This window comes from Maribacter algicola, assembly GCF_003933245.1.
Taxonomy (GTDB): domain Bacteria; phylum Bacteroidota; class Bacteroidia; order Flavobacteriales; family Flavobacteriaceae; genus Maribacter; species Maribacter algicola.
Window position 1 is genome coordinate 576683 of sequence record NZ_QUSX01000002.1, and the last position, 19181, is coordinate 595863.

The window sequence follows — 19181 nt, forward strand, 5'->3', positions numbered from 1 at the left end:
AGCTGAGCTTTTAATGGCCCTGGCCAAGTGGCTGAGAATTGCGTATAAAAATAAATGCAAGGTCATTTACTTTTTATGAAAGCAATATGCTGTTGGCCGAGCGGCTATTTTACATAACGGCAAATTATGAGTACAAATAAATGCTGTGCACAGCACACCGCTTAAAAAAGTTTCTTGTATAGCGCAAACGCAAATTTTATTCTTTGTAGAATTTCTCCGCGATATTTTACATAATAGAATTATGACTTACGAATATAAACAAGCCTTTCAGTAAAACGGCTTTGACATAATATCGGTACCGATATAATTCGCTTACGCGAAGTTATATCTGATATTATTTCAAATACGCTGTATACGCCGTTTTACACAACTAACATATTTGTATCATAATTTATATTATGTAAAATAGAATATTCTAAACTCAATAGCCAGCATATTCTATCTCCGGTAGAATTTTAGACGATATGAAGTGCTGGCCATACAATTGCAAATCTCCTTCTCACCTTTCGTCTAAAGCCTTTTCCTAGAAATAATGTACCCCAGCGGTGAATTTTTAAAAGCATTTCAATAAAAAAGAAATGTATATTTATTCCACCAATTACCAAACTAATATGACATCCCATCCATTTCAACAATTGCTTTTAGGCGTTGTATTGTTTTGTTGTGCTGCCGGCTTTTCACAAACCACCCCAAAAAACCAGCAATTTAACCGTCCGTTTTACCAAGCGACCTTTTTGGAAACCGAGCCCGTCGTAGACGGCGAAATCCGCAACGAAGCACTTTGGGAGTCGGTTCCCTTGGCCCCGGACCTCATTCAGATAAAACCCTCTTTTGGCGCTCCTGTGTCCGAAAAAACGGAAATTCGTGTCGCTTATAGCAATACCACCTTTTATGTAGCCGTCGTCTGCTATGATACGGAACCTGATAAAATTGTAGTCTCCGATTCCCGCCGCGATGCGGATCTTAATGACGAAGACAGTTTTCTCTTTATCATCGATACCTATAACGACCAGCAAAACGGCTTCCTCTTTGGCACCAATGCCCAAGGCATGGAATACGACGCACAGATCAACAACGAAGGCAAGGGAAATAATAATGCCAATCGCCAACAGGGTGGCGTTATTGGGGGTACAAACCTCAATTGGGACGCTACCTGGTCCGTAAGGACACAATTAGGCGACTACGGCTGGAGTGCCGAGTTCGCCATTCCCCTACGTTCCCTACGGTTCGCGTCAGGGGAAGCCAAAACATGGGGCCTAAATTTTCAACGGAACATCAGCAAAAACACCGAAATCGCCTACTGGACCTCCCTCCCATTGGGTTTCGACCTCAAACGGCTGGCCTTGGCGGGTAAATTGACCGGACTCAATCTAAAAAATCCGGGGAATCTCAAGTTAATTCCCTATGCCTTGGTACAGGGTATCAACGACCAGTCCGTCTCTCCCAGCGAACAGGAACTCGACGCTGAAGTGGGCATGGACATCAAATACAGCATTACCCCTAGCGTGACCCTCGACCTTACCTACAATACGGATTTTGCCCAAGTGGAAGTAGACGATGAACAGGTGAACCTCGACCGTTTCAACCTTTTTTTCCCCGAAAAACGGGCCTTTTTCCTTGAAAATGCCGGTCAGTTTTCGGTGGGAAGCCCCGGGGAAGTCGACCTGTTCTTTAGTCGGCGTATCGGTTTGGGTCAGGATGGTAGTATCGTACCTATCATCGGTGGAGCCCGGGTCTCTGGGAAAGTCGGCCAGACCAATGTGGGCTTGCTCAGCATGTTTACGGAGGATGTGGCATCGGCGGGTATTACGGAAAACAATTTCTCCGTGGCGCGTGTCAACCACAATTTTGGGAATTCCCGAAGTTCCTTGGGAGGTATTTTCGTAAACCGACAAGGTTTGGCGGGACTCGACGATGATTTTAACCGTGTATACGCAGTGGATGGGAAATGGGGCATCGGTAATAAGGCGGAGGTGAACGGTTTTTTTGCGAAGAGCGTTACCCCTAGCATTAACGGGCAGGACCATGCCTTTAAACTGTTGGCCAATTATGAATGGGACGGTTGGAACCTGAATGCGGGCTATACCGAGGTCGCCCCCGGATTCAATCCTGAAGTCGGCTTCCTACAGCGAACCGCCTTCAAAAAGCCGGAGTTGTTGATCTTTAAAGCACATCGGATGAAAGGAAACGGAAGTTTCTTGGAAATGCGCCCTCATCTCTCCTACCGTGGCTATTGGAACTTTGATAACGAGCAGGTTACGGGATTTCTGCATGTGGATAACCATTGGGTATGGCGCAGCGGCTTTGAGATCCATACCGGTATCAATTTCACCCAGGAACGCGTGTTCGCCCCGTTCAATATCTCCAATGTAACGGTGCCTATTGGGGAGTATAAAAATGAGGAATTACAATTTGTGTTGATTACCAACCCTAACAACGCCTTTTCGGTCAGTACCCGAACCTTTATTGGCGGTTATTTCAACGGAATGCGCTATTCCAACAGTGGTACGGCAAACTTTAGGGTCGGGAACAAATTTGTGTCCTCCCTAACCATGAGCCACAACGATATTCAGCTGGAAACCGGAAATACAACGGCCCTCGTGGGCGGACTACGGTTGGCCTACAGTTTTACTCCGCGCATCTTTTTGCAGAGCTTGATCCAGCGTAATAATGTATCCGAGATTACCTCGGTAAATGCCCGGTTTGGATGGCTTCAAAGTGCCAATACCGGACTGTTCGTGGTATTCAATATCGTGAAGGACGACAATCCATTGGACTTTTTGGACAACCAGACCTTGACCATTAAATACACCCACCGTTTTGATGTTTTGAAGTAGTTCATGGCATTTGTATCGTCGTTTGAGTACTTACTAGGGTTTTGGCCAGTACAGTTCGGGAAGCCCGGCCTCACGTAACTGGGTATTCATCTGGGGTAATTCTTTTTGTTTAATGTCCGATAACCTTGTTTTCAATGCGGCCCACTGCCCTAAATAATCTTTACTTACATCGCGCACGCCCGGTGTCATGGGCAAATTGCCTTTGTCGATGCTATTTAGAAAATCCTTGAATTTGATAAGCAAACGAGCCTCGAACATATAATTGCTCTGAAAGGTACGCATCTCTTTTTGTAGAATGCCTTCGATCCAGGTTTCGATGAGGGTATCCAGCTCCTTCCCTTTCTGTTTCAATGTTTCATCCGTGGTCATTTTTAAAACTAGGTGCAGCTGCTCTTGTACCATGCGTACATCGCGTACCCCTTTGGCCATTTCGGTGGCTCCTTGGTAGATGGTTTTTGAAATGGCATCCCGCTCTTTGTAGGCCTCTTCCACATTAGGAATACTATTCTTCAATCTGGGGTCTATATCGATGTTAAACTCCTGAAGATGGACCTTGTCCCCTACGGTCAACCGTACCGTATACGCTCCTGGGGGAGCATTGTAGGCCGTTAGGTCCCTATTGGTGGTATAGAGTTCGGTAAGACAATCGAACCTGCCAATTTTCATATTCCATTGATAGCGATGTGTTCCTACCTGCTTTTTCAATTGGGGTTTAATCAGGGTATCACAGCCAATGGGTGTGGTATTGGTCCTTTCCGAGTGGACCACTTCCCCATTTTTGTCCCTGATTTCCAAGGATAGGGTGGTTTCCTTTGGCACTTCCTTATTCAATACGTAATGGATTTGAAGTCCTGGCGGTGGATTTTCGCCATATCCTCCATCTGTACTATAGGCAACGGATAACTCCGTAAATACATCCCTAGGATCGTACAAATAGGAATCCGCTTGCGCCACCTTCTCCGAAATTTGATGTAAAGGGGTCAAATCGTCCAAAATCCAGAGTGCCCTTCCCTGTGTGGCAACGACCAGGTCCTTGCGTTTTACCCTAAGATCCGTAATGGGTACTTCCGGTAAGTTATTCTGCAAGGGCAACCACTTGCCGCCATCATCAAAGGAGACAAAGACGCCCGTTTCGGTACCGGCATATAACAGACCCCTACGGTCCGGATCTTCACGTACAGTGCGGGCAAAGGTATCCTCCGGTATTCCGTTTACAATTTTCTCCCAAGTGGCACCGTAGTCGTTCGTCTTAAAGATATACGGGGTAAAATCGTTCAGTTTGTATCCCGTTACGGCAATATAGGCAGTAGCGGGATCATGGGGCGAAGGTTCCACCACGTTGATGATGCTTTCCTTTAAACCCTTTGGGGTTACATTGGTCCAGGTCTCCCCACCATCCCGTGTCAGGTGTACAAGCCCGTCATCGGAGCCTACCCAAATGACGCCTTCTGCCAAGGGGGATTCCTCTATATTGAATAAATTATTGTAACTCTCTGCCGTTATCTGTTCGTTACTGATGGGCTCTCCTCCCTTTCCCTGATGTTCCTTGTCATTTCGGGTAAGGTCTTCGCTCATGACTTTCCAAGTAACCCCCCTATCGGTAGATTTCATGACGTATTGAGAGCCGTAATAAATAACGGATGGGTTGTGCGGCGACACAATAACAGGGCCGTTCCAGTTGGCACGGTATTTTAAATTTTTGGGCTGTTCCCCTGTTACCCGAGTTGGATACGGCATTACCATCCGTGTATTATCGATATCCCGGTCCCACTCCACGAAATTACTGGCGAAATAGGTAGAATAGACATAACGGGGATTGTCAGGATCTACTGCCACCGTGGAGGATTCCCCAGCGCGCATCACGTCCCAATGCATTTCCCCTATTCCGTCGTCCATAACCCTACTGTCTATGGCAATGGTGCTATTGTCCTGCTGCCCCGAGTATACGCGGTACGGATAACCGTTATCCGTAATGACCCTATAAAACTGGCCAGTGGGCTGATTATTGAGGGTTGACCATGTCTTTCCGCCATTATAAGTCACAGAAGCTCCACCATCATTGGCATTGATCATAATTTCGCTATTATTAGGATTGATCCAAAGATCATGATGGTCCACATGACTCCAAGGATATCCTTTAAATGTTTTACCACCATCAATAGACTTCATGGCGGAGCTGTTCATGACCCAAACTTCGTCTTCATCATTTGGGTCGGCGATGATATGCATATAGTACCAGGAACGGGCATAGGTGCCGGCATCGTTGGTGGTCTGTTTAAAGGATTCCCCTCCATCCTCGGAACGGTAGACCCCGGCCTTATCCCCAAGAGCGTCTATGGCAATGTATACGATATTGGGATTGGCAGGGGAAATGGCAACACCCATTTTTCCCTTTAGTTCCGGTAGGCCTTTGGTAATTTCTCTCCAATTTTTACCCCCATCCGTTGTTTTATAAATTCGGCTGCCCGGTCCCCCACTATGCACGATCCACGGTTTGCGATGAAAATCCCAGGAAGCCACCATCATGATATTTGGATTACTGGCGTCTACTGTCATATCAACAATCCCCGAATCTTCGTTTACGAACAGAATTTTTTCCCAAGTGTTTCCGCCATCTTCGGATAGGTAAATACCTCTTTCCGGATTGGGTCCCCAAGGATTGCCCTGCGCGGCCACATATACTTTATTGGGATTTTTAGGATGGACATACACATCGCTAATGTGGCGTGTCTTTTCAAGTCCCATGTGTTTCCAAGTCTTTCCGGCGTCAGTCGACTTATATAGACCGTCCCCGTGGGAAGTCTTTACGCCCCGCACGGGAGATTCGCCCGTACCCACGTAGATGATATTGGGGTCAGAAGGTGCAACTGTAATGTCGCCAATGCCCGTTGTATTGAAAAACCCGTCTGAAATATTGTTCCAGGTAGTACCTCCATCAGTGGTTTTCCAGACGCCACCGCCGGTGGCACCCATGTAATATGTAAAAATATCATCAGGTATACCCGTTACCGTAGTGGACCTGCCCCCCCTAAACGGACCAATGTTCCTATATGCCATGGATTCGTATAGCGTTTCTGAAATTTGTGGTGTAGTATTTTGTCGGCGTTGTGCTTGGACGTTACCTAAAACGGCTATAATACCTAGAAAGGCATAGAATGATTTTTTCATAGGAACAAAGTGTAAGGTTATTTGGTTATTTTGATTTTGACAATCTGGTGCATAGACTTTAAATCTTCTTGAGCTCCCGATGCCTATCAAATATAAAGGATATTTCTACAAAGCCTATAAACCACTGACTATAAACCAAAAAAAACCGCCTATGTAGGACGGTTTTTCAGTTCCAATGATTAGAATATATTACTTTATTTCTACCAGTTCCAATTCAAAGGTCAGGTCCTCTCCGGCTAACGGATGGTTTCCATCTACGATAATATCGTTTTCATTCACCTCGGCAACCCGCAGTTGTCGCTCCGTGCCATCGGCATTCGTCGCTACCAAGCCCATGTTTACTTCAGGTTTCATATCCTCAGGTAAATTTGATTTAGGCACACTTTGAAAAAGTTCCCGCCTCTTTTCACCATAGGCCTCTTCCTTAGGGATGACGATTGTTTTCTTTTCTTTGGGTGCCATATCCATCAATCCCTTTTCAAAACCAGGAATCAAGCTGCCCTGTCCTAACTTCACCTCCAAGGGTTCCCTATTTAAGGAGCTATCAAATACCTGTCCGTTTTCCAATTTACCCGTGTAATGTACGCGTACGACATCACCTGCTTTTACTTTGCTCATTTTAAGAGTTTCTATATTAGTATTTCAATGAACGGCAAAGGTAGGATTCTCACTAGTGAATGACGAATAATTGGCAAAAACAAGGTTTTTTTCACGGTTTTTTAACGAAAAGCATATCAAATCTTTTTAGAATCTCATCATTTTACCCACTTTTTGGCCGATTTATATTTATTTACCGATAGAAATCATACTGTTTTTGTAATTGTATAATCCGTATATTTAGGGGTTTCCCCTGTTCTAATTGAGTCGAAAGACCTAAACCAACGTTATGAAAACAACTTTCTTCCTACTTATTTTTCTATTATTCTTTCCTTTCGTTCAAATATCGGCACAACACACCATGGGTATTTTTGACCGAACTACCGCTGTAGGTGATCCAAAAGTAAAGGGAAAGGCCACTTATGATGTGGTAAACCAAACTTATACCATTACCGGTGCAGGTACCAATATGTGGTTTGGCACTGATGAATTCCAATATTTATGGACTACCCTGCAAGGTGATTTTATCCTACGAACTACCGTTCATTTTAATGGCAAGGGCAAGGACCCCCACCGAAAAGCCGGATGGATTGTGAAAAACAGTTTGGACGGTAACTCCAAACATGTGAATGCCAGCACACATGGGGACGGGCTCACCTCTTTACAATATAGGGCCTCTATTGGTGGCCTTACAAAGGAAGTAAAATCGGCCGACACCTACCCTGCCATTATCCAATTGGAAAGACGGGGTACCACTTATATCATGTCCTCCGCGGCCTTTGGGGAGGAATTTACCCAAGTCGAACTTATTGACATGGACATGGACAACGAGGTATATGTGGGACTCTATGTATGTTCCCATAATCCATCTGTCCTAGAGAGTGCCACGTTTAGCAATGTTCGTATTATCAAGCCGGTTGACCCGGAATTTACACCGTATCGGGATTATATAGGCAGTAATCTGGAGATTATGGATGTGGAAACGGGACATCGGGAAATACTGTACCAATCGGCACATTCCATACAGGCACCCAATTGGACCCCAGACGGGAAACGACTTATCTACAACTCTAAAGGGCACCTCTACAACTACGACTTGGGTTCGCATCAAATTACCCCATTAAATACCGGTTTTGCCGTAAACAACAACAACGACCATGTCCTCACCTTTGATGGGACCCTGCTCGGCATCAGTAATCACAACCAAGAGGATAATGGGACTAGCGCTCTGTATTATTTACCGAGCCAAGGCGATTCACTGCCAGTAATGGTAACGAAACCCGGTGTGGGTGCTTCCTACTTCCATGGCTGGTCTCCGGACAACAAGAAAATGCTTTTCACGGGGAACAGAAATGGTTCATATAATATTTTTTCCATCGATATCAAAAATGGCAAGGAAACACAACTTACGGACTTCACCACCCTGGACGACGGTCCGGAATATAGCCCGGACGGAAAGTATATATATTTTAACTCGGTCCGTTCTGGAAACATGCAGCTATATCGTATGAAGAAAAATGGCAAGGACCAGGAACAATTGACCTTTGATGAATATAATAACTGGTTTCCCCATATAAGTCCGGACCAAAAATGGATTGTTTTTATTTCCTTTCCCAAGGATATCAATCCTAACGACCATCCTTTTTACAAGCATTGTATGCTACGCATAATGCCTTATGAGGGTGGAAAACCAAAGGTACTAGCAAATGTTTATGGAGGTCAAGGCACCATCAACGTACCCAGTTGGTCACCTGACAGCAAAAAAATAGCCTTTGTTACCAATACGGGCAATTATTAAATAGCATATTGATTATATTAATCTAAAATGTTTCCGCACTATCGTCCTTCAAGGCTTGGATATCGCCCAAATAGCGTATGGGAAAGCGTTGCGAACTATTTATGATGACCGTTGCCTTTTTATTGGGAAATATGCTAAGGGTGACTTGATAGGTTTCCAGTTTTTCGGTTATCGTAAAGGTAATCAGTACTTCGTTTTTGGAATCGTTATAATCCTCCTTATAACGTGTGGGGATACCATTAAAGGAAATCCCCGTATTACTGTCATACCCCCCTCCCATTTGACGTTCGCCAAAATAGGGAAGGTCGGCCTCAATACTATCTCCCATAACTTTAAGATAACTATTGTTTCCTTGAAGAAGTATGTTTGAAATGTTGCCCCCTGTTGGCCATAGTCCACTATTAGCTACTGCCGAAACCCCATTGGTCATGGTAGGGTTTGCGGTATCTGCCAAAAACGTATACGATTTATTCTTGATAAAATCCTTAAAGGAAGCTATTTGTTCTGGGGTATAACTCACTTTGGAAGCACTACTACATCCCACCAATAGGATTACTACAACTATAAACTGTATATGTATGAAGATTTTCATCCATTAAATTATAAAGTTGGGTGCAGTATGCCCATATATTGTTGTACCTCGTCCTCCAAAGTTCGTGTTTCCATCAAATAGTTTTTTATCATCTCTACTTGATTACCTATAAGTTTGCCTCTTCTTCGGGCCATGGTAGATAGTTCAATATATCGGTTCAAAAGGGTTTCTATGGCGTCCGTGAGCTGTCGTTTTAATTCGAACTGCCGTAGTGTGGTGGGTTCAAAGAGATAGGAATCCAATTTTCGCTTCCATTGTAACAAATCCTTGTAACTTCGGTCCAGCCAAACCAAGCATGAATTATTATCCATAACGTTCGTGGTAATTCTGAAGGTTTCTCTAGTCATGGTGTTAATTTTTAAGGATTTTTCATACAATAATTTACGAAATTAATTCCAAATCCTTATATGATAATCATCAGTATTTACGTTTTAACCTTTATTTAATTTAGCATTCATATTTAATTAAATACAGCACCTGAAACATCCGGGAATTTTGTAATTTAAACCAAACAATTAATTTGAAGCTTATGAACATCAATTTTGAGTACGACGACGTAAAGGCCAGCAACCGATTGGAGATAATGGCCGCCAAAAAACTGGAGAAACTGTTGGACAAATTTGATTTTATAGTACGGGCGGATGTCTTCTTTAAAAAGGAGAATACCAGCTCCCCGGATACCGGAAAAATATGTAATATACGTTTGAGCGCCCCCGGTCCTAGGCTTTTTGCCGATGCCAGTACCGGAAGCTTTGAAGCCTCCATTTCAAAATCCGTAGAAGAACTTCAAAGACAATTGCAGAAGCGAAAGGATAAAATGCAAACGCATCATTGATTTAGCATGAGGTATCTCTGCTAGCAAAAATGGCCGAAAACCAAATAGAGGATTTCGGCCATTTTTATTGGTGTATTAATAGTTTTATTACTTCCATGCACCTTCAAAGGCGAAATCGGTCTGTGGGATACGGGTTCTTTCAGCCCTTTCCTGTTCCCTCAGGTCTTCCGGAATATCATTTAAATTTCCTCCATAAAAGCCAGCGGCAATCGCCGTGGCGATATGGTACCCTTCCGGAACGTTGAAAATCTCGTGGGCCTTCTTCCAGTCCACACCGGCCATGTGGTGTAATCCTATCCCCATATATTCTGCCTGTACGGTCATATTTCCTAACGATAGCCCTAAATCATGTAAAGCGTGAAAGTTTTCTGTACCTTCCTCCGTATTCTTTTTATATCCGGCCAACATTAAAAATGGAGCGTTTCCTGCCCATTTTTGATTGAATTCGCTTAGGCATTCCATGATTTTGTCATACCCCTCTGTACCTTTATGTGCAAAAATAAAGCGCCAAGGCTGGCGGTTGTAGGAACTGGCGGACCATCTTACAGATTCGAAAAGTCGGTTCACATCCTTTTCCGTCAGCTTCTGATCACTAAATATTCTTGGGCTATACCTTTGTTTCAGCAAGGGATAGATTTGATAATCATTTTTAGCAATATTGTCCAATTGTAACTGTTCTACTGTCGTCATTATTTTGTTTTGTGATTTTATGTGTACTTAAAAGTAAGGTTACCCGGACCAATTCCTTTGTGCTTATGCTTAAAATATTAACTTGAATCCTTCTCCATTTTTTATGGCCTCATATGACATTAATCAATGGAGAAGATATCATAATTTAGTACCTTCGACCGCTTTAATGACATTGTATGTTAGTTTGGATTATTTTTCTTGCCTGTATTCTAGTTTTTCTTGCCCTGGATCTAGGTGTATTCCATAAGCACGATCACGTTATAAAGTCTAAGGAAGCTGGGATATGGACAGCGGTATGGGTGACCATAGCGTTGGCCTTCAGCGGTGTGATTTATTGGTTGTTTTCCAATGGAATGATGGAGAATCCTACCGGCCTCACCGCGAACGACGCCGTATTAAAATATATCACCGGATACTTGATCGAATTGTCGCTGAGTGTGGATAATGTTTTTGTGATTGCTGTTATTTTTTCCTCGTTCAAGATTCCGCCCGTATTTCAGCATCGAGTCCTTTTTTGGGGAATCTTGGGGGCCATAGTTTTTAGGGCCTTGATGATTTTCTTTGGGGTGGCCTTGATTACGAAGTTTGATTGGATCATTTATGTTTTTGGCGTTTTCTTGTTGTATACCGCCTTTAAAATGCTCAGAGGCGATGATGAGGATTTTCATCCTGAAAAGTCCTTCGTTTTTAGAAATCTTAAAAAACTATATCCAATTACCTCTGAAATAAACGGACACGACTTTTTTATCAAGAAAATGGGAGTTAGGGCCGCCACTCCCCTATTCGTAGCACTCCTCGTAATTGAACTGACCGATATTCTTTTCGCGTTGGATAGTATTCCGGCCATTTTAGCAATTACCGCAGACCCCTTTTTGGTTTTCAGTTCCAATATCCTGGCCATCCTTGGACTGCGTTCCATGTATTTTTTGATCTCCCGTATGTTGGAAAAGTTCCGATATATCAACTACAGTTTGGTGGTCATCCTAGCGTTTGTAGGTTTGAAAATGCTCTTCTCCCACTACGTGCATTTGCCCGAATGGGTTTCTCTTACCGTGATTTCGGTATCCTTGATCGGTGGAATTTTAGCTTCTCTTTACATTACTGAAAAGGAATGATAATTAAAGTAATTGGTAATTGGTAGGCGCTTGGGAAATTTAAAAATTCCAAATACCAAAATCCAATTGTCTTTTTAAAGCTACTTGGTCCATTGACTTGGTCGTTGGATAGGATTTGAAATCATTACCTATTTTCGAAAGCTTTTGGAAAGATTCGGTCATAGATTTTCCCTACCAACCAATTTCCAGCAGGAAAATAGAGTGCGAAGAACAGTGCCATTGCCAGTGCAAACGTGCGTCCACCAAAAAATTGGTCCAATAGGTTATTTGGATATGCATAGGAGGTTTGCAGGGCATACCCACCAAACTCCAAAAATCCCATGGCAACAAGGCCGTACGCATATTGTTCATGAAAGGGTCTGTCCCTAAGCAAGAGTGAAATGGGTACCATAAAAAGTATGTAACAAGTGATTACCTGCCACCAATAGGTAAAGCGGGCGATTTCCATCACGGTACCGAACCAATTCATCCCCAGGCCCCAAATGAGGTATACCGAACAGTATATTATTAATAGTCTTTTATCCACATTGAACTGCTTCTTTGCATATTGAAGAAAGCTTTCCATGATTACTTAGCATTTAACTTTTTGTCTATGATTTGTAGGGCATCCTGAACGGTCTGCATTTGGTCCATATCCTCATTCTCCAGGCGAATGTCAAAGGCATCCTCCACATCTAGTATAATGTCCACTAAATTGGCCGAATTGATGTTCAATTCCGATATAAAATTACTACTTGGCTGGATATCGTCTATCGATACATCGTCTGGCAGATATACTTTCACAATTTCCTTCAGTTTTTGGTATTTTTCTTTTTCTTGCATTTTTGAAAATTTGTTCTAACGATTCAAGGAACTAAAAATAACACACGCATTGACATCGCCAAAACCAAAACTGGCCTTTGCAATAATTTTAGGACGAAAAGGAATCGTTTTTTTTGGAATTTTATGTTCTTCAATGATTTTGGTTATCTCGGGATGTACATCTTCACAATTCACGTTCCCAAAGATTACGCCTTCTTCCAATTGAAGAATGCTCCCAACGCATTCAATACTTCCGGCAGCCGATATACAATGTCCTATCATCCCCTTAAAGGAATTGATATATGGAAAGCTATCCCCTTTTAACCCCAATGCCTTGCTCCAATTGGAAATTTCCAAGGCATCTTTTGTTGTTGCCGTCAAATGACCGTTGATTGCATCAATGTCCTTGGGTTTAATGTCCGTATTTTGAACGGCCCTCTCTATACATCGTTGTACCGCCTCGCTATTAGGGGCGGTCATGGATCCTTCACCTACCTGTCCGCCACTATTAACTTCGCCTCCCAAAACTTCCGCATATATTTTGGCACCCCGTTTTAGGGCACTTTCCAAGGATTCTATAACCAAGGCCCCGGCCCCACTACCGGGCACAAACCCCTGGGCCGTTGCGCTCATGGGCCTGCTGGCGGCACTGGGATTTTCGTTATAATCTCTGGGAAGAATGCGCATAGCATCGAATCCACCCCAAATATAGGGTCCGCTATCACTACAACTGCCACTTAAAATTACTTCGGCCTTTCCAGATGCTATGCGATCGTATGCCATAAGAATGCTTTCGGTGCCGGTGGTACAGGCAGAGGAATTGGAGGTTACCTGATTCCCGCAGCCAAGCATCCCTCCTAAATAGGCACTGATACCACTTGTCATGGTCTGTACAACGGTAGTACTGCCTAATCGCCGTACCTCCTTGTTGTCCACTTGGTAAATGGCATCCCTAAACTTGTCAGCCCCGGACATGCCCGTACCAAAAATAATACCGTGGTCCCAGTTGGGACTGCTGCCAGAATTGGGCTCCAGGCCGGCATCCGCCCAGGCGTCCCTACCTGCAATAATGCCATACACCAGTCCCGATGCATTTAGCCCCCGTAATTGCAAGGGCGATAAATAACGTTCGAGAAGTTTATCCTTGATAAGGGGTTCGCCGGCAATCTGACAGCCAAATTCCAAGGCCTTTAATTTGGATTGAAAGCGTATGCCGCTTATTCCATCATGGAGCGCTTTGGTAAAATCTGCAAGACCTACGCCATTTGGGGCACAAACGCCCAAACCTGTGACAACGACCCTTCTACCCATCGTTCGAAACTTTTAGCATTCCGGATAAGGTACCTTTGCAAACCAAATCCTTGTTGGAATTGTACATCTTGACCTCGCATTTTAATTTTTGAAATCGAAAGTATAATTTACGCGAAATCACGGTCACGGTTTCCCCCGGAAACACGGGTTGTAAGAACTCCATTTCAGAACTGCTCATACCAATTTGTACATTGGACGCTTCCAACTTCGCTGCCCCAACCAAAAAAATGCCCAGACAGACCAGGCCAATTTGTGCACAGCACTCGGTCAATATAACGCCCGGGGTAACGGGATTCCCTTTGAAATGCCCCTTATAAAAATCTAGTCCGTTACTGAAATTAAAGGAACCCTTGGCCCCATCCTCCGTGACTTCCAATATTTCATCCACGAACAAAAAGGGTTTTGCGTATGGTAGTCGTGCTAGGATCTCTTTTTGTTTCATAACTTAAACCAAACTTTCCCCGCCATCCACCTTAATAATTGTACCCGTGATCCATTTGGCCTCTTCCGTAGTCATTAGGTAAACCGCATTCGCCACATCTTCTGGGGTAGTTAAACGGCCTTGGGGATTACGTTTTAAGGCATGTTGTAGGAGCTTTTCATATCCGGGAATCATTGCCAGAGACTTGGTCTGCGTAACCCCGGCCTGTAAACAGTTCGCCTTAATACCCACAGGTGCAAATTCCAGGGCAATATTCCTTGTTAAGGCCTCCAAGGCCACTTTCGCCACAGAAACCGCCCCATATCCGGGCATGACCCTTGTGTTCCCTTCACTGGTAAAGGCAATGATTCTGGCATCCTCATGAAATAAGTTCCTTTCGTGTAATTCCTTGGTCCAATCATAGAGACTGAGGGCCATGGCCTCAAAAGTTATTTCAATATCTTGATGCGTAAGCACAGACATATCTTTGGCATGCATAGGTTTAAGGTTTCCCTTGGCAATACTATGGACCAAAACCTTGATTTTGTGGCCTTCTGGAAGCAGGGTCTCTATATCCGTCAGCAATTCTTGACGCTTTTCAGCGTTGATGGCATCTTTATTAAATGCTTTGAACAAGACACCTTCGGCAGAAATTTCCATGAATTCGATTTCTATGGAATCCATGTTCGTTCTTCGGTCCCTGTGCACGACCACGATATGAAAACCATGCCGAGCCAATTTTTTAGCGGTTGCGAGGCCCAACCCATTACTACCTCCCAATATCAATGCCCAATCTTTGCTCATGCTATTTTGACTATTTACCATTCCAAAAGTACCCGTTGAGCCGAAAAACCGGGACCAAAACTAAGTACCATCCCCTGTTCCCCTTCGGATATATTTCTATCCATAAATCGTTTTAATACATACAGTACGGTTACACTGCTCATGTTCCCATATAAGCGTAATACCTCACGGGTATCATCTATATTCTTTCCCAAACTACCAAAAAGTTCCTCAACGGTCTGGACGATTTTACGCCCACCCGGATGAAAAATCAGATGGTTCACATTTTCGATTCCACTCCCATGCTTTTCAAGAAAGGGATGGACGATATCAGGAAAGAATTTGGCAATCGTTTCTGGGACCGCCTGGTCCAAAATCATTTTGAGTCCCGTATTGACAAGGTCGAACCCCATAAGGTGCGTCGAATTCCTAAAATGAAACATTTCTTCGCCTAGAATTGCCGGTCCCGGTGCTTCCGCTTCGGAAGAGAGCAGTACACAGGCGGCCCCGTCACCAAAAATGGCCGCGCTCACCATGTTGGCCATGGAGTAATCGTCCAATTGAAATGTGGCCGTGGGACACTCAACCGCCACCAATGCTATGCGCTTGTTGGGGTTACTTTTTAAAAAGTTGTGGGCATAGATCAATCCCGATACACCCGCCGCGCATCCCATTTCCGTTACAGGAAGTCGCACCACATCCTGACGCAGTTCCAGTTCATTGATCAAATAGGCGTCCAAGGATGGAATCATGATTCCCGTGCAGCTTACCGTAATGATGTAATCCAAGGAATCCGAGGACCAACCTGCGCTGTTCAAAGCTGATCTTAGGGCCTCGCTTCCCAATTTTTTGGAAGCTTGGGCATAGAGTCTATTTTTTTCCTCGAAGGATGTTTCCGTAAACACCTCATGTACAGGCATGATACCGTAACGTCTATCCACGGCCGCACCCTCAAAGATTTTCACCACTTTTCGTCGAAACCGCTCATCTTGATCTCGTAGCCACTCGTTAACAAAGGGAAGGATATCCTTGGTCTTGCTAGAAAATGAGGGCAGGGCTTTGGAAACGGTCACTATTTTGGTTCTATTCATATATTTTCCTCTCTTTTTCTAAGGATCCATCGGTACCTAAAAGCCCATTTCCACGAAATTTGATGGTCTACCCCAGGCACTTGGTCGGAAAAGGTTAGCAATTCTTTCTTTTTAAACCCCTTTAAAATGGATATTAGGCCATCATGTTTAGCAGTGGAGCTATGAATAAAAATAACACTAAACAACTTAAAAAGATAATAGGCCCATAAACTTCTATGCAAATCATTAATAATAACACCGATTCGGGCCATTTTAACAAACCTTTCCAAGAAAAGTGGAATTTTGGCACTGCTAAAATGGTGAAGGGTCAACGTAGTGATTACAATGTCCACCTCCAATGCTTCCAAAAGAAATACATCCTTTTCCAAGTACATTATTTCAGGAAATGAGCTGGATTTTTTCCTGGCGATTTCCAAGGCCTCTCCATTTAGGTCGAGTCCAATGAATTGGATGGTAATATTCGCCCTTCTAGCTCTCAAGGCCAGTTTTCTTAAGATATCCCCATCGGAACAGCCAATATCCAAAATCGTATACGATTCCTTTTTGTTTTCTTGAATCAGCTTAAATACCGCATTTGAGGTGATATGTACTCCACCCAATAGTCTGTTGACCCTATTGATATCTTCCAAGAGTACTTCCAGTTCCATTGGTGAACCTTGAAAATTATCCAAGAGCTCCATTTGACTACTTCTGACCGATATATCCATCATTATGATACTATTTTTCCGTGTGTTTTTGTAATCATTTTTTGGAGCAATGTTTCAGATTGTGCAAGTGTTGAAATTCCCCAATGCAATATTTGTGGTTTCAATAGTAATCTTTGAAAAATACGTCCGTAGCCCAGTCTATCTTTGAAGTTTTGGTTCCAAGACTTTTTATAGGCTTTTTCCAAATCACTTCGCTTTTGATGTTGCCCATTAAAAAAATCGTGGACGCATTCTGAAACCAGTTTTCCTGAATGAATGGCCATTGCCATTCCGTTGCCGCATAACGGGTGTATCAATCCCGCAGTATCCCCGCACATCAATATATGGTTTACCACGGGTTCCTTGGATTCAAAGGATATTTGGCCAATGCTTAGGGAATCTTCAAAAACGGGTTCAGCCTTCCTTAAAAAATCCCTCAAATGAGGGTTTTGGGACACAATCCGCACATTGAATGCCGATACATCCTTAAACTCCTTGAATACTTCATACCGGGCCAAATAACAAAAATTGACATGCCCACTCTCCGTCTTGGAAAGTCCCCCGTAACCACCTATAAAATTATGGAGTGCCACAAGATCATCGGGAAATTCGGAACAGGAATAATGCGCTTTTAGGGCCAACCAATCGTTCTTTTTTTGGATAAAGGAACGGTTTAAGGTCTTATCAAGCCCAGACCGTTTTCCGTAGGCGCCAATTACTATAGGAGCTTTGACCGACCTTTCTCGGCTTACCACGGTAAACCCTTTTCCATCAAACCGAATGTCCGAAACCTTTTCAAAATAAAAAGTAACGTTTCTTTGTTGGACATTTTTGTATAAAAGATTATCGAGGGCATACCTGCTAATTCCCATCCCACCCAAAGGTAATTCGCATTCCGCTTTTTTTCCTTGAATGCTGCTAATTTCGAATCTGGTAATCGCCTTACCACCGGCGGCAAACAGGTTTATTCCCAATGCCTCTAGATACGGTATGATTTCATTGGAAAGATACTCGCCGCAGACTTTATGGTGCGGATAGGGAACGGTTTCGAACACAGCGATATCATACCCATGGCGGGAAAGTGCCATGGCCGCCGTAAGGCCGGCCAAACCTCCCCCTACAATACCTATTTGATGTTCGTTCACTTGTTGAAGTTACGTAAACAAAAAAAAATCCCTGCACAAGGCAGGGATTAAATTTTTGATACTAAACAAAATCTAACCTTTTGTTTGTTGTACGGCTTCCTCCTTCAATTCTTCGCTCGCAACGATGGCCAGCTCAACCCTTCTGTTCTGGGTTTTACCTTCAACGGTATTGTTGTCGCCAACGGGTTGGTTTTCACCATACCACTTGGTCGTAAACCTTGTAGGATCAATGCCTTTGGCTATCAAATAATTGGTAACTGAGGTTGCCCGTTGCTTGGAGAGGTTCATATTGTACTCGTCCGATCCCGCACTATCGGTATGGCCTTCTACCAATATATTGGATTTAGGGTATTCCTTGAAAATACCGGCCAATTTATCCAAAGTGCTTGCAGAAGTTCCTTTTACATCGGATTTATTCGTATCAAAATAAACACCAGCGTCTTGGTTGAAGGTCACGTTGATACCCTCGCCAACACGCTTCACTTCTGCACCAGGTATTTCCTCCTCGATGCGTTCCGCCTGTCTATCCATTCTATTACCGATATATCCACCGGCAGCACCTCCTATTGCCGCACCTAAAATGGCCCCAAGTGCGGTATTGTTTCCGTTTCCGACATTATTTCCAATAACACCTCCAATTACGGCACCTCCTACGGCACCAATTGCAGCACCTTTTTGGGTCTTGTTGGCATTTTTTACCGTACTACAGCTCATGACCATGGCCAAGGTCAGAACATAACTTGTATTTCTTAATAATCTTGATTTCATTTTATTGTATTTATTGTATTTATTGTTGGGGATTTATTTCTTCGTAAAACTGTATACCACGGTCACAGGGGCACCATCCACCTGGACATTGGATTTTAAGGTCATCGTATTTTCCGTAAGATTTTCAATATTGAGTCGGTATCCTAAACCTCCGGATATGTCCTTGTTCTTTTCGTCAATGAACTTAAACTGTAATTGGCTGTTATAGTTTTCCGCTCGCTCCACAACGGACCATCGGATGTACCTATCCCCACCGTTACAAAGGGTGGATGGAGAAATCGTATACCTCCCGGTACTATTATTGTCCCTAAAGAACCATTCGCTTCCTTCTAGGCAGATATCCTCTACATCGTTGAATAATACAGCCTTAAAATTTCCGGTATTGTTTTCAAAAGAGACATCGTTCAAGGACCAGGTACCGCTAAGCAGATTGCGCTTTGATCGGGCATCCTTGGAAATGGAACAAGAGGCCAACAAAATTGCTAATACCCCTGTAAGAGCTATTACTTTCTTCATAAATTTCTTTGTTTTAGATTACCCTAT

At 43.5% G+C, this 19181-nt stretch carries 19 protein-coding genes; 4 read left to right on the forward strand and 15 right to left on the reverse strand.

Features of this window, described 5'->3' with window-relative positions; genetic code table 11:
• Window positions 1–611 precede the first annotated feature (611 nt).
• Window positions 612–2837 (forward strand): carbohydrate binding family 9 domain-containing protein, encoded by a 2226-nt coding sequence (locus tag DZC72_RS11745; protein WP_243641723.1) that lies wholly within the window; start codon window positions 612–614, stop codon window positions 2835–2837.
• Window positions 2838–2870: 33 nt separating this feature from the next.
• Here DZC72_RS11745 and DZC72_RS11750 read toward each other — a convergent pair whose 3' ends face one another.
• Both DZC72_RS11750 and DZC72_RS11755 read right to left on the reverse strand, forming a co-directional pair.
• Window positions 2871–6005, reverse strand: a complete 3135-nt coding sequence (locus DZC72_RS11750) for a WD40/YVTN/BNR-like repeat-containing protein (RefSeq protein ID WP_125223118.1) — start codon at window positions 6003–6005, stop codon at window positions 2871–2873.
• Between the two features lie 189 nt (window positions 6006–6194).
• Complete coding sequence (locus tag DZC72_RS11755) at window positions 6195–6623, reverse strand: FKBP-type peptidyl-prolyl cis-trans isomerase (RefSeq protein WP_125223119.1); 429 nt, start codon at window positions 6621–6623, stop codon at window positions 6195–6197.
• Window positions 6624–6891: 268 nt separating this feature from the next.
• Between DZC72_RS11755 and DZC72_RS11760 the strand changes: the two genes are divergently transcribed.
• Window positions 6892–8400, forward strand: coding sequence for an SMP-30/gluconolactonase/LRE family protein (locus tag DZC72_RS11760; protein WP_125223120.1), 1509 nt, complete (start codon window positions 6892–6894; stop codon window positions 8398–8400).
• A 22-nt stretch (window positions 8401–8422) separates the two neighbouring features.
• Here DZC72_RS11760 and DZC72_RS11765 read toward each other — a convergent pair whose 3' ends face one another.
• Window positions 8423–8992: a DUF4251 domain-containing protein gene (locus tag DZC72_RS11765; RefSeq protein WP_125223121.1), complete on the reverse strand. Its 570-nt coding sequence runs from the start codon at window positions 8990–8992 to the stop codon at window positions 8423–8425.
• A gap of 8 nt (window positions 8993–9000) precedes the next feature.
• Complete coding sequence (locus DZC72_RS11770) at window positions 9001–9339, reverse strand: hypothetical protein (protein WP_125223122.1); 339 nt, start codon at window positions 9337–9339, stop codon at window positions 9001–9003.
• Window positions 9340–9521: 182 nt separating this feature from the next.
• Between DZC72_RS11770 and hpf the strand changes: the two genes are divergently transcribed.
• Window positions 9522–9827, forward strand: a complete 306-nt coding sequence (gene hpf / locus DZC72_RS11775; protein ID WP_099546928.1) for a ribosome hibernation-promoting factor, HPF/YfiA family — start codon at window positions 9522–9524, stop codon at window positions 9825–9827.
• An 87-nt stretch (window positions 9828–9914) separates the two neighbouring features.
• Here hpf and DZC72_RS11780 read toward each other — a convergent pair whose 3' ends face one another.
• Window positions 9915–10517, reverse strand: a complete 603-nt coding sequence (locus DZC72_RS11780) for a nitroreductase family protein (RefSeq protein WP_125223123.1) — start codon at window positions 10515–10517, stop codon at window positions 9915–9917.
• 176 nt (window positions 10518–10693) lie between these two features.
• On the opposite strand from DZC72_RS11780, the gene DZC72_RS11785 reads away from it, so the two are divergent.
• Window positions 10694–11632: a TerC family protein gene (locus DZC72_RS11785; RefSeq protein ID WP_125223124.1), complete on the forward strand. Its 939-nt coding sequence runs from the start codon at window positions 10694–10696 to the stop codon at window positions 11630–11632.
• Window positions 11633–11756: 124 nt separating this feature from the next.
• Here the strand turns inward: DZC72_RS11785 and DZC72_RS11790 are convergent, their stop codons facing one another.
• The 10 genes from DZC72_RS11790 to DZC72_RS11835 form a co-directional block, all read right to left on the reverse strand.
• Window positions 11757–12197 (reverse strand): hypothetical protein, encoded by a 441-nt coding sequence (locus tag DZC72_RS11790; RefSeq protein WP_125223125.1) that lies wholly within the window; start codon window positions 12195–12197, stop codon window positions 11757–11759.
• 2 nt (window positions 12198–12199) lie between these two features.
• Window positions 12200–12454 carry an acyl carrier protein gene (locus tag DZC72_RS11795; RefSeq protein WP_125223126.1) on the reverse strand — a complete coding sequence of 85 codons (255 nt, stop codon included), beginning with the start codon at window positions 12452–12454 and terminating at the stop codon, window positions 12200–12202.
• Window positions 12455–12469: 15 nt separating this feature from the next.
• On the reverse strand, window positions 12470–13744 hold the full coding sequence (locus tag DZC72_RS11800; protein ID WP_125223127.1) for a beta-ketoacyl-[acyl-carrier-protein] synthase family protein: 1275 nt from the start codon (window positions 13742–13744) through the stop codon (window positions 12470–12472).
• Complete coding sequence (locus tag DZC72_RS11805) at window positions 13737–14186, reverse strand: 3-hydroxyacyl-ACP dehydratase FabZ family protein (protein WP_125223128.1); 450 nt, start codon at window positions 14184–14186, stop codon at window positions 13737–13739. The genes DZC72_RS11800 and DZC72_RS11805 overlap by 8 nt, the downstream gene beginning before the upstream one ends.
• 3 nt (window positions 14187–14189) lie before the next feature.
• Window positions 14190–14969 carry an enoyl-ACP reductase FabI gene (locus tag DZC72_RS11810; protein ID WP_207891745.1) on the reverse strand — a complete coding sequence of 260 codons (780 nt, stop codon included), beginning with the start codon at window positions 14967–14969 and terminating at the stop codon, window positions 14190–14192.
• A 14-nt stretch (window positions 14970–14983) separates the two neighbouring features.
• On the reverse strand, window positions 14984–16039 hold the full coding sequence (locus tag DZC72_RS11815; RefSeq protein ID WP_125223130.1) for a type III polyketide synthase: 1056 nt from the start codon (window positions 16037–16039) through the stop codon (window positions 14984–14986).
• Entirely contained in the window at window positions 16036–16749 is a 714-nt protein-coding gene (locus DZC72_RS11820) for a methyltransferase domain-containing protein (protein WP_125223131.1), read from the reverse strand. The genes DZC72_RS11815 and DZC72_RS11820 overlap by 4 nt, the downstream gene beginning before the upstream one ends.
• Window positions 16749–17870, reverse strand: a complete 1122-nt coding sequence (locus DZC72_RS11825) for an NAD(P)/FAD-dependent oxidoreductase (RefSeq protein WP_125223132.1) — start codon at window positions 17868–17870, stop codon at window positions 16749–16751. Before DZC72_RS11825 ends, DZC72_RS11820 begins: the two co-directional genes overlap by 1 nt.
• Window positions 17871–17942: 72 nt before the next feature.
• Window positions 17943–18638, reverse strand: a complete 696-nt coding sequence (locus DZC72_RS11830; RefSeq protein ID WP_125223133.1) for an OmpA family protein — start codon at window positions 18636–18638, stop codon at window positions 17943–17945.
• A 33-nt stretch (window positions 18639–18671) separates the two neighbouring features.
• Entirely contained in the window at window positions 18672–19154 is a 483-nt protein-coding gene (locus DZC72_RS11835) for a lipocalin family protein (protein ID WP_125223134.1), read from the reverse strand.
• Window positions 19155–19181: the final 27 nt, after the last annotated feature.